Source organism: Brevibacillus nitrificans (genome assembly GCF_003710965.1).
GTDB classification, from domain to species: Bacteria; Bacillota; Bacilli; order Brevibacillales; family Brevibacillaceae; genus Brevibacillus; species Brevibacillus centrosporus.
This window is the reverse complement of sequence record NZ_RHHU01000007.1, coordinates 175,973-187,707: the sequence shown is the minus strand read 5'-3', so window position 1 is coordinate 187,707 and position 11,735 is coordinate 175,973. Positions and strand designations below refer to the sequence as shown.

The window sequence follows — 11,735 nt, the reverse complement described above, 5'->3', positions numbered from 1 at the left end:
GTTGCGGAGCGGACAGTCTAACCCCCTTGCGGACGGAGCCTGGAGCGAAGAATGGAAATGGGCTTCTCCCCCAGTAGCCACTTTTCAACCACCATGAATTATGCATTCCTGCATAATCTATGATTTTTTGCATAACTCATCTCTGCAATCACCCACGAAAAGAGCAGGTATCAGAGCATTTTCATGTTGGCACGGGATTTGCTCATATAGTGAATCGAGAACGGAACAGCAGAAGGGAGAGGATTCCTTGCATGATGAACCTGAAGATGTACATCAACGGGGAATGGGTCGACGCACAAAGCAAAAAGACCCGTGAGATTGTGAATCCCGCAAATGGAGAAGGAATCGCACGGGCTGCAGAAGGAGACGTGGCGGATGCCCGTCACGCGATTTCGGTAGCTCGGGAAGCATTCGATAGTGGTGTGTGGTCTGATCTGCCTGCAGCGGAGCGTGCGCGCTACCTGTTTGCCATCGCTGACAAGCTGGAGCAGCGGGCAGAGGAAATCGGACGTCTGGAAACACTCGATAACGGAAAACCGCTACGGGAAACAGCCTTTGATGTGGCAGATGCCGCAGCCTGCTTCCGCTATTATGCAGGAATGGTTACCAAGCCAGATGGCCAGACGTACCACGTAGCCGACCCTGTGCAAGCGATGGTCGTCCGTGAGCCGGTTGGGGTATGTGCCCTGATCGTTCCCTGGAACTACCCGCTTTTGATGGGCGTATGGAAGATCGCTCCTGCGCTGGCTGCGGGCAACACGATTGTCTTCAAGCCGTCCGAGGTGACTCCGGTTACCGCGATCAAGCTGTTTGAGATTATCGAGGAAGTCGGTATTCCGAAGGGTGTAGCCAACATGGTACTGGGAGCAGGAGCTACTGTGGGCAACGAGCTGGCAGAAAGCCATCTGGTAGATAAAATCTCGTTTACGGGCGGCACCGCAACAGGGCGCAGCATCATGAGAGCAGCCACGGGTAATATCAAGAAAATCTCGCTGGAGCTGGGGGGCAAATCGCCGAATATCGTTTTCGCAGATGCCGACTTTGAGACGGCGGTGGACTACGCGCTGTTCGGTATTTTCGCCAATCAGGGGCAGGTTTGCTCTGCGGGCTCACGTCTCTTGCTGGAAGACAGCATCCATGATCGTTTCGTGGAAAGACTGGTGGAGCGAGCGAAAAAAATCCGCGTCGGCGCCGGTGACGATCCATCTACCGAGATGGGGCCGCTCGTCAGCGAAGCTCACATGGAAAAGGTGCTGCACTACATCGAGCTGGGCAAAGCAGAGGGGGCGCGTCTTTTGTGCGGAGGCAGCCGCATCACAGCAGGCACGCTTGCGAACGGCTACTTTGTCGAGCCGACCATTTTCACCGACACGACGCCTTCCATGAAGATCGTCCAGGAGGAAATTTTCGGCCCTGTTCTGGCGATCCAGCGATTCAAGGACGAAGCGGATGCCATCCGTATTGCCAACGATACGGTATACGGTCTGGCAGGCGGCGTTTTCACGCAGGATGGCGCCAAGGCCATGCGCGTGATCAAGAAGCTGCGCGCAGGAATTACCTGGATCAACTGTTATCATCCGACATACACCGAAGCACCGTGGGGCGGCTACAAGCAAAGCGGAATCGGCCGCGGCCTCGGCACGTTCGGCTTCGAGGAATACACCGAAGTAAAGCAGATCAATATCAATATGGCCGTCCAGCCAACGGGTTGGTTCGAGAATTAAAGAAGCAAAAAACGCAAAAAACCAGGAGGACAACAAGATGAGTAAAGCAGTAGAGAACAAAAAGGTGAACGAACAATACGCCGATGTATATGCCTATACACAGCAGGTGCTCGATCTGATTGCCAAAGACGAGATCAGCAAGGACGAAGCCGCATGGGTAACACGCCAAACCGTGGAAAACTTCCGCGATCACGTGAATCCAGGCTTCCTCGGCTACCGCAAATCCGTGACCAAGGACGGGCAATTTGCGGCAGTAGAATGGAAGGATGCAGGTCCCAACTCTTTCATGGACGTAAACGGCAAAGTCTACATCGACTGCCTCGGAGGCTTCGGAATCTACAACGTCGGCCATCGCCATCCGAAAGTAGTAGAAGCCGTCATCAATCAGCTCAACCGCCAGCCGCTGCACAGCCAGGATTTGCTCGACCCTCTGCGCGCCATGCTGGCCAAAATTTTGGCAGATATCACGCCTGGCGATTTGAAATACGCCTACTTCGCCAACAGCGGAACCGAGACAGTGGAAGCCGCTATCAAGCTGGCTAAAATGCATACGGGACGCACGACCTTCATCGCGACGACGAAAGCGTTTCACGGGAAGAGCCTGGGTGCATTGTCCGCTACGGCAAAAGGCGTTTTCCGCAAGCCGTTCCTGCCGATGATTCCCGGCTTCCGTCACGTTCACTTTGGGGACATCGAGATGATGCGCAAGACCTTTGAAGCGTGCGCACTGGTCGGCGAAGAGATCGCCGGGGTGATTTTGGAGCCGATCCAAGGGGAAGGCGGCGTGAACCTGCCACCGGAAAACTACTTGAAGCAGGTTCGCGAGCTGTGCGATCAATACGGCGCGCTCCTGATTCTCGACGAAGTGCAAACCGGTATGGGCCGCACAGGGAAAATGTTTTGCTGCGAGCATTATGATGTCGTTCCGGATATTCTTTGCCTGGCGAAAGCATTTGGCGGCGGGATCATGCCTGCGGGTGCGGTCGTGGCTACCGAGGAAGTGTTCAAAAGCTTCTTCCCGAACCCATTTGTCCAGACGACGACTTTCGGCGGCAATCCGCTGGCGTGCGCAGCAGCAATCGCAACCTTCAACGTCCTGATCGAGGAAAATCTGCTCGATCGCTGCGTGGAAATGGGAGACTATCTGCTCAAAGGGCTGCGCGAGGCGGCATCTGCCCACAGTGACAAAGTGCAGGAGGTGCGCGGAAAAGGTCTTTTGATCGGTATCGAGTTCCACAACGATGAAATCGGCTATGAGGTATCCAAAGGGCTGTTCGACAACGGCGTGCTCGTAGCAGGGACCTTGATCAACGCCAAAACGATCCGGATCGAGCCGCCTCTCACCATCACGTACGAGGAAGCCGACAAAGTAATCGAGACGTTCAAAAACGTACTCCCGCAAGTCAAGTTATAAGAAGATTGATAGGAAAAGAAGACTGTCCACCCGGTCTTCTTTTCCGCTTTCCCACCCATTGGAGCCCGCGTATAATAGGAGAGACAATTTAAGCAACTACGGGAGGACCTATGGCTTCGAAATGGTTTGTCAGAAAAGCATGCACCGTATCGTTTGAATCTTCCGCAAATGACTTGTGGAACATCATGTCACGATTCAACGAACGCTATGTGTTTATCACAGATTCCGAGCAAGAGGGAAACATTGTTGCTTATATACGAAATACCGATATCATGCCTTCTCTGGAAGATCCGGAATGGATGAAGCGGCAGGTGGGCCAGCTTCCGTTCCACACCAATGTGGCATTTTTCCAAGAGGAAGCGGATATGCTGGATTTGTTTAAAGTGTTCGGGGAAGAAGTCGTCGTCATCCAGAATCGGGAGGGTGGGACAGAAGGGTATTTGCATCGGGAGGACATCCTGTACTACCTGTTGACGAGCCAATCCGCGCATACGGACTGGATTCGCTCGCTGCTCAATTCCATTCCGATGGGCATCGTCATCGCCGACGTGCACGGGCGGATCGAGAATTTCAGCTCTGAGGTGCTGCGGATGGTGCGCCTTTCGCCGGAGGAGCTGCGGCGGCAGCGTGTGGGCGGGGTGCTCGATCAGGACGTTTTCCAAAAGGTCGTGGAAAACGGGGAAACCATTCTGAATCATATCATCGTCAATGACCGTATCGGAGTGCTGGCTGATTTCGGACCGATCCGCAACCAGCACGGCAATGTGACAGGAGCTATCATCGTGCTTCAGGATTTGCCTTTCATCGAAAAAATGGCCATGGAGATGGAGTACGTCAAAGATCTCAACACCGATTTGCAGGGAATCCTATCTTCCATTTACGACGAGATCCTGGTTTTGGATGAAAACGGTGTCTTGCTGCGCTACAGCGGCAACCTGATCAAGGACTTCTGGGAAATCGACAAGGAGCAGTTGATTGGACTCAATCTGATGGAGCTGGAGCACGAAGGGACCTTTTTCGCGGCGATCGTGAAAATGGTCATCGAGCGCAAACGGAAAGTCTCCGTCACGCAGGAGAGTCGATCCGGCAAAAACGTTCTCGCAGTCGGCAATCCCATCTTTGATGAGAAAGGAAAGCTGGAGCGAATCGTCATCGCCCTGCGCGACATTACCGAAACGGTCCAGCTGAAGGAAGAGCTGCTGCACGCCAAAAAGATGTCCGAGAAGTACAAAAAGGAACTGGAGCATTTGCGGGACCAGAAGCAATACGGGAAAAACCGCCAGCTCATCTATGCCAGTGACAAGATCGAGAAAGTGATGAAATATATCCAAAAGATCGCAAACACGTCCTCGACGGTGCTGTTGACAGGTGAATCGGGCGTGGGCAAGGAGGTGTTTGCCCGGACGATCTACGAGCTGGGACCGCGCAGCAGCAAGCCGTTTGTGAAAGTAAACTGCGGGGCGATTCCCGAGACACTGTTGGAAAGCGAACTGTTTGGCTATGAAAAAGGCGCCTTCACTGGGGCGAATACGAACGGGAAGCCCGGTTATTTCCGGATGGCCCACAAGGGTGTTCTCTTTTTGGACGAGATCGGCGAGATGCCGCTCAACCTCCAGGTAAAGCTCCTCCGAGTGCTGCAGGAGCGCGAGATCATCCCGATCGGCGGATCAGAGGTCGTAGAGGTGGATGTACAGATCATCGCGGCTACCAACAAAAACCTGGAGAAGATGGTGGAGGAAGGGACGTTTCGGGAAGACCTCTTCTATCGGCTCAACGTCATCCCCGTCGCGATTCCTCCCCTGCGAGACCGGCCCGAGGATATTCCGTTGATCGGCCTTCACTTTTTGCAGACCTTTAATGAGAAATATGAACGCACCACCCAGCTGTCCCAGGATGCCCTCGACTTGCTGGAATCGTACTCCTGGCCAGGCAATGTCCGCGAGCTGCAAAATATCATCGAACGGCTGGTCGTTACCGCGGATGAAGATTTGATCGAAGCTCACCATATTACCCCTCTGCTGAAAAAAGGGAAAAAGCAGTATCTGAAGCAGCGATTGAACAAAATTATGCCGCTGAAGGAAGCGACTCGAGCGATGGAAGAGCAGCTCATCAAGATGGCGATGGACGAGTACAAGACGACCTCCATGGCTGCCAAAATGCTCGGCGTGAGCCAGTCCACCATCAGCCGCAAGTATCAGGAAATTCAAGAAAAAATAAGTCGGGGTGAGCAGATTGGGTTTAAAGTATGACGTCATATCGCCCTTTGCTGGCACGATTAAACGCATCCGCTTCCAGGCAGGAGACAGGGTTGAAGAAGGGGAAGTGATTTTTACACTCGTCGGCCCCGGCAAGACGGTGGATATCCTCTCCCCGGTAACCGGTCACGCAGTTGGAGTCGAAGTAGAACAGGGAGAAGTCGTGATCGCCGGGATGATTTTGATGGAGATTACGTGCGTGGAATGATGTGAGAGGACATAATGAATCGGACGGATTACAAAATCTGTTTTTGAGTAGGGGATTCCGATAAACATAGGATCGTAAACGATTCAGTTTAGTTGTATTTCTGAATGAATTTAACTCAAAAAGTAAGGTTACAAAACAGACTATACGTGGTGTAACCTTACTTTTTTGATTACAAAGGGTATTACGCTTTGGAAATGTTACTTGGAAGACCTGGCCCATTTCCAGACGAAAGCTTTCGCGTCTACATGATAAGACGAACAAAGGAGAGTGCCCACCCCCCACTTATTTCTGAACAAGAAACAAAACTGGCAGAAATGCCTTTAGAAAATCTAGTTCAGGAAAATCCTCTATTTGATTCTTTTCTTATCTTTCCTAAGCTCAAAATACTTTTATTATCATAGGGTACGCACACATTTGGCCAATGTTGATTGAAGAATGAGTTTCAAATTGAGCATGTCTTAAAAAATGCGATGCTTCCCATCATTTCGACCTTGGGGATACAGCTTGGGGGACTTTTGACAGGGACTGTAGTCATCTAGCAAGTTTTTGCCTGGCCGGGTCTGGAGCGGTATTTGCTGGAGGCGATCAACGTATCCGCTATCAATTTTTCGGGTGATTACCTAAAGGAGCGATATGATCCGAAAGAGGGGTGAGAACGATGCATAAAGGTTCCAAAAGCCTGGTAGTGGAAGGAGTGAATATCGATATTGCGACACCCGAACATACGATTCAGACAGTGAGAAACGTCAGCAAGCGACTTGTCACATTTCCGACCGGCTGCTAGTTTTCGATCCAGGTAGGCTAGTCGAGGAGGTGGACCACGTTGATTCCGATTTGGTAAATTTGAACATTTTCATAAGTGGAAACAGGTTCCTTGATAAAGCAACGAACAAGGATGAAAAGGGAAGCTCGGTGCAAATCCGACACGGTCCCGTCACGGTAATAGGGGAGTCTTTCGTTATGAAAAGTTGGAGATGCTTTTTCATTTTCTCATCTAAAACGAGAGGTCAAAGACTTCATTAACAGAAAGGTCAGCCCCAACCATCTCCCGAGACAGCGTCGACGCAGCCTACGGAAGGCAAATAAGCAGACCGTTCCCTTTTCTTTTCGGCGAAGAACGAAACCAAGCAAAGGTGCAACCAGTTGACGCAGTAGTTCCAAGTATGGTATAAGTGGAAATATTATGAAGTTTACGTCATTAACAATACGTTAATGGGGGGTAGCATGAACGATAGCAAAAAAAGAATGGAACTCAGTCAAAGAGTCCAATCTATTGAAGTAGGTTTCTCCATATTACGTGCATTCGCTTTAAAAAAGGAACCGATGAGTCTTCGAGAATTGGCAGATGTGACGTTGCTCCATAAGAGTCAGCTATATCGGTATTTGAACTCCTTTGTTCAACTGGGTATCTTAATCCGCGACGAGCATGAAAATCCTCGTTGGTCGTTAGGGCATGAGTTGATCTTGCTCGGTACTGCGGCCAAGGAAGGATTGGAAATCACGAAACAGGCCTACCCGCTCGTCATTCAATTGAATGATCAATTAAACGAAACAGTTGCATTGAGCGTCTGGCGGGAGAGAGGCCCCTTTTTTGTTCATTGGGAAAAAAGTAAGAAACCGATAACGATAGGGCTGAATACAGGTTCTTATGTGCCTCTGTACACAGCGACAGGAAGAATATTCAGAGCCTTCCTTCCAAATGATGTTACGAATCATTTATACCAACATGAAGTGCTCTCGGGAAAAATTGTACCGGATGAGTATGATTCGGAAATTGCTGACATCAGACAGAAAAGGGTGGCTGTAACCAAAAGCAGTCTTATTAGCGGCATCACCAGTATTAGTTCACCTATTTTTTATTCTTCTGAGAAACTTGCCGGGGCGTTGAGTGTCGTTGGTGTTGCAAATGAGATGGATGTTTCTTTAGATTCAAAGACGGTGAAGGAATTGTTGGAGACAGCTATGCAGATTTCACAACGCATAGGCTATTATTAATCAAGGCGATTGGAGCAGGCATGCAGCGGCTCCGATCGCCTCTTTTTTTGTTGTGTCCTTTGGGTATGAAGGCTCCGCCGATGGTTTGACGCGGTTGAGTTTTCTAAAAATTCATGGATTGACGGCTTCTGAAAAGGGTGATACTATTAGCGCGTAAACGATAAGTTCATATCATTAACGTATTGTTAACGAACAGGAGGAGTAATGATGTCCAAACATTCTGTCATAATTGTGGGAGCCGGACCGGTCGGATTGACGGCGGCAAAGATTTTATCGCAAGAAGGTATTTCTGTAACTGTTTTCGAGAAAAGCCCGACACCAAGTAAAGAATGGAGAGCGTCGACTTTTCATGCCGGCACTCTGGAGTTGCTAGAGTCGACAGGATTGGTTGAAGAGATGCTGCAGCTCGGCATTGTGGAGGATAAGGTACAGTACCGGGACCGGACGACGGGGACCTTTGCGACGTTTGATTTCAGCCTGATCAAGGAAGAGACGAAATATCCTTACCGGCTTCAGTTGCCTCAGTCTACCTATGTGAAGGTTCTCAATGAGCGATTGAAGGATTGCGCGAATGTGGATATACACTACAGTACGGAAGTCGTCGATATACAGCAAAATGAGCAAGACGTTACCGTAAAGGTGCAAACGCCGCAGGGAATCGAGACGTTTAGCGCTGACTATTTGCTTGGAGCTGACGGCGCGAGAAGTACCATCCGCAAACTGCTTGACTTGTCTTTCGAGGGTTATACGCTGGAACAGCGCTTCCTGCTTGTCGGCACTCCTGTTGCATTCAGTGATTACTTGCCGGATATTACCAAGGTCAATTACATATCGGACCCAGAGCAGTTTTTGTTTATTTTAAAAGTTCCGGAGGCTTGGCGTTTGCTTTATCCGGTTCCCGCGTCTGTTTCCGATGAAGTAGCACTCGATGACGAAAATATTCAGCGTACGCTGCAAGGGGCTCTGAAAACGACAGACAGCTTCCCGATCATTGAGCGGATGATTTACCGCGTCCATCAGCGCGTCGCTGAAAAATTTTATAAAGGGCGCGCCATACTCCTTGGCGATGCGGCTCATATCAACAGTCCGATGGGTGGGCTCGGATTAAATAACGGGATCCATGATGCAGTTGATTTAAGCAGAAGATTGATTCGTATTTTCGAAGGGAATTCCGATGTTGAGGGGGAGCTCGACAAATACTCCAATGTTCGCCGAAAAGTGGCGATCGATTACGTGAAGCAGATTACAGAGCGGAATACGAATGTACTGACCGAAAGAGATCCTGAACGCCGCGTCCAGCTTCAGCAGGAATACGCAGAACAGGCCAATGATCCGGAAGCTGCGCGCGCATGGATTTTGCGCTCTACCATGATTGCAAGTGTAAGAGAGCAAGGAATCGGTGAACCCCCAACAGCTGTTTAGTAGAGTCGCTTGACCCCGTAAAGCGCCTGATTCCTCTCATTTGGGGCATGAAGTTCTATGAAGGGAGAAAAATGGGCAGTCATAATCTTTGAAGTTAAAAAGACGCGATAAGAAGGGAAGGTCGGATATGAAACTAGTCACATACAGGTATGAAGGCATTCGTAGAATCGGAGCCATATCGGGTAAGCATGTTGTGGATTTGAACTATGCCTACGAAGAATTGCTGAAGTCGCAAGGGTATATTCGCGCAGCGCATATCGCGCAAGCCTATGTGCCGTCGAACATGGTAGAGTTTTTGCAGGGAGGTGCGGAGAGCCGGGAGCGGGCGGAGCAAGCGGTGGAGTTTGCTCTCAGCAACGAATGGGGTGCGCCTATTGTTCGCTCGACCCAAGAGATCCAGCTGGAAGCGCCTGTTCAGAATCCGGGAAAAATGATCTGTGTGGGTCATAATTACCGGGAACACATTCTAGAAATGGGGCGGGGGATTCCTGAGGTTCCAGTCGTGTTCGCCAAATTCTCCAACACGATAGTCGGTCCAGAAGATCCCATTCCTTTTTACGATGTTTCAGAACAGTTGGACTATGAGGCGGAGTTCGCGTTTGTCATCGGAAAGCGGGCAAGAAATGTATCCAAGGAGCACGCTCTGGAGTATGTGGTCGGATACACCATCGTCAATGATGTGACCTATCGCGACATACAGAGAAGAACAATCCAATGGCTGCAGGGAAAAACGGTGGAAGGGAGCGCTCCTATGGGGCCGTGGCTGGTGACCGGCGACGAATTGACGAATCCGTCCGGTCTGAACATTGTCCTGACAGTAAACGAGGAAGAACGGCAGCGGTCGAATACGGCGAATCTAGTGTTTCCCGTAGACTATTTGGTTGAATTTCTATCTAACCTGATGACACTGGAGCCTGGCGATGTGATACTGACGGGCACTCCGGGGGGAGTCGGTGTAGCTCGGGAGCCACAAGTATTTTTGCGCGATGGAGATGTTGTACGCATTGAGATCGATCAAATCGGCGCACTGGAGAACCGTGTCAAGGCGATAAATCGGGAGGAATGACAGGATGAACATGGAGCAAGCGATTCAATCCATCCATGCAAGCTTGGACAAAATAGTAAACGCCTCGCAAGATTTGCCTGAGGAAGCTCTGCGCTGGAAGCCGGCCGATGATAAATGGTCTGTCATGGAAGTGTTGTGTCATGTGGAAGAAGCGACGCCCTATTGGTTGGATGAAATCAAGCGGCTGGTCAAGGCTCCCGGCGAGGAGTGGGGACGTGGGTTGCAGCATGAAGGGCGTTTGGCGGCAGTGGCACGGGCCGCGGAGCGGGAGAAACAGGAGGTGCTCCGCTATATCATAGAAGGGAAAAAGGAAGTAGTGGAAGTTCTTGCCGGTTTGACCGAGGACAATCTCAACTGCAAGTCGCGGAGCCGTAATCCCCGTTTTGGTGTACGGCCTCTGTCGTTTATTATCGAGCACTTGCTGGTGGAACATCTCGAGACCCATATCAAGCAAATCGAGCGCACGATTGAAAAATATATCGAAACCACGCAGGTAAAATAAGCAAGGAGGGAAGGACGAATGGCGGAAAAATTAGAGTTTCTCCAAAGTAAAGAAGTACAGGATTTTAATAAGGAGATTGAAAGGTTTCACTTGGGCCCTCTCTGGAACGCGATTCCTGAACTGATGCATAAACAGCCTACCCCTGAAGCGATCCCCTATTTGTGGAAGTGGGAAACGTTAAATGCCAAATTGATGGAGGCACGTGAAATCTTTACCCCAGATCGAGGCGGGGAGAGAAGGGCCATCTATTTGCAAAATCCAGGGTTGAGCCTTCGTCAACCGTGGGGATGGGGCTCTACGACTCAAACCCTGTATGCGGCGGTTCAGCTTATTCTGCCTGGAGAGACGGCTCCTTCCCACCGCCATACCCAGAGCGCTCTTCGTTTTATTATGCAAGGCAGCGGTGCATATTCGATCGTACAAGGGGAACGACTCTTCATGGAAGAGGGGGATTTTTTAATCACGCCGAAGGGACTGTGGCACGGACATTCCCATCCGGGGGATGAGCCTATGATTTGGATGGATTGTCTGGATATTCCGACAATCTATGCGATCGGCGGGACTTTCTTTGAACCGTATCCGGAAAAGATTGAGATTCCAAGCGTACCGGATAATTTTACGGCACAGCGATATGAAGGGGGAATGGTTCGTCCTATATCGGATCGTCACCCGAAAATTGCTCCGCTCGGCTCTTACAAATGGAATAAAACTTTGGCATCACTGGAAGGTTTAAGCCGTTTCGATCCGGACCCGTACGACGGCTATGCGGTAGAGTTTATAAATCCATCCACCGGAAAAACGGCAAATCCGAACATTGCTTCGTGGATGCAGTACTTACCGAAAGGTTTTCATTCGAAAGCGCATCGTCATACTAGTTCGACGATCTATCAGGTGTTCAAAGGCTCCGGTTATTCCATAGTCAATGGAGTGAAGTTTTCTTGGTCGAAAGGCGATTTTCTGGTTGTGCCGAACTGGGCGTGGCATGAGCATTATGCAGAAGAGGATTGCTATCTGTTTTCCGTGAGTGATTCGCCGATCATGGAGAAGTTTGATGTACAAAACGAGGAAGGTCTTGAAGCAAATAGTGGGCATCAAGAAGTTAAGGGAGAATTCCAACCCATGCTACCATAAAAGACAAGGGCATACTTC

10 protein-coding genes and 1 riboswitch are annotated in these 11,735 nt (G+C 50.2%); all 10 genes read left to right on the top strand.

Annotation, left to right across the window (positions count from 1 at the left end; genetic code table 11):
* The first annotated feature begins 251 nt into the window (after positions 1-251).
* The 10 genes from EDM59_RS13365 (at position 252) to EDM59_RS13325 (ending at position 11,717) form a co-directional block, all read left to right on the top strand.
* Positions 252-1,724, top strand: a complete 1,473-nt coding sequence (locus tag EDM59_RS13365; RefSeq protein WP_122924047.1) for an aldehyde dehydrogenase family protein — start codon at positions 252-254, stop codon at positions 1,722-1,724.
* Positions 1,725-1,761: 37 nt separating this feature from the next.
* Positions 1,762-3,138, top strand: coding sequence for a putrescine aminotransferase (locus tag EDM59_RS13360; RefSeq protein WP_122924046.1), 1,377 nt, complete (start codon positions 1,762-1,764; stop codon positions 3,136-3,138).
* Positions 3,139-3,248: 110 nt separating this feature from the next.
* Positions 3,249-5,387 carry a sigma 54-interacting transcriptional regulator gene (locus EDM59_RS13355; RefSeq protein WP_122924045.1) on the top strand — a complete coding sequence of 713 codons (2,139 nt, stop codon included), beginning with the start codon at positions 3,249-3,251 and terminating at the stop codon, positions 5,385-5,387.
* Entirely contained in the window at positions 5,371-5,601 is a 231-nt protein-coding gene (locus EDM59_RS13350) for a biotin/lipoyl-containing protein (RefSeq protein WP_122924044.1), read from the top strand. The genes EDM59_RS13355 and EDM59_RS13350 overlap by 17 nt, the downstream gene beginning before the upstream one ends.
* A 658-nt stretch (positions 5,602-6,259) precedes the next feature.
* Positions 6,260-6,385: a hypothetical protein gene (locus EDM59_RS31590; RefSeq protein ID WP_281274563.1), complete on the top strand. Its 126-nt coding sequence runs from the start codon at positions 6,260-6,262 to the stop codon at positions 6,383-6,385.
* A gap of 66 nt (positions 6,386-6,451) precedes the next feature.
* A riboswitch (cobalamin riboswitch) is annotated at positions 6,452-6,597 on the top strand.
* Positions 6,598-6,825: 228 nt separating this feature from the next.
* Complete coding sequence (locus EDM59_RS13345; protein ID WP_183192914.1) at positions 6,826-7,596, top strand: IclR family transcriptional regulator; 771 nt, start codon at positions 6,826-6,828, stop codon at positions 7,594-7,596.
* 207 nt (positions 7,597-7,803) lie between these two features.
* Positions 7,804-9,018, top strand: coding sequence for an FAD-dependent oxidoreductase (locus tag EDM59_RS13340; protein WP_183192913.1), 1,215 nt, complete (start codon positions 7,804-7,806; stop codon positions 9,016-9,018).
* A 127-nt stretch (positions 9,019-9,145) separates the two neighbouring features.
* Positions 9,146-10,084 carry a fumarylacetoacetate hydrolase family protein gene (locus EDM59_RS13335; RefSeq protein WP_122924041.1) on the top strand — a complete coding sequence of 313 codons (939 nt, stop codon included), beginning with the start codon at positions 9,146-9,148 and terminating at the stop codon, positions 10,082-10,084.
* Positions 10,085-10,088: 4 nt separating this feature from the next.
* A complete protein-coding gene (locus tag EDM59_RS13330) occupies positions 10,089-10,586 on the top strand; it encodes a DinB family protein (RefSeq protein WP_122924040.1) in 498 nt (165 codons plus the stop codon).
* 18 nt (positions 10,587-10,604) lie between these two features.
* The gene (locus tag EDM59_RS13325) at positions 10,605-11,717 is read left to right on the top strand and encodes a cupin domain-containing protein (RefSeq protein WP_122924039.1); all 1,113 of its coding nucleotides are present in this window, start codon (positions 10,605-10,607) and stop codon (positions 11,715-11,717) included.
* Positions 11,718-11,735: the final 18 nt, after the last annotated feature.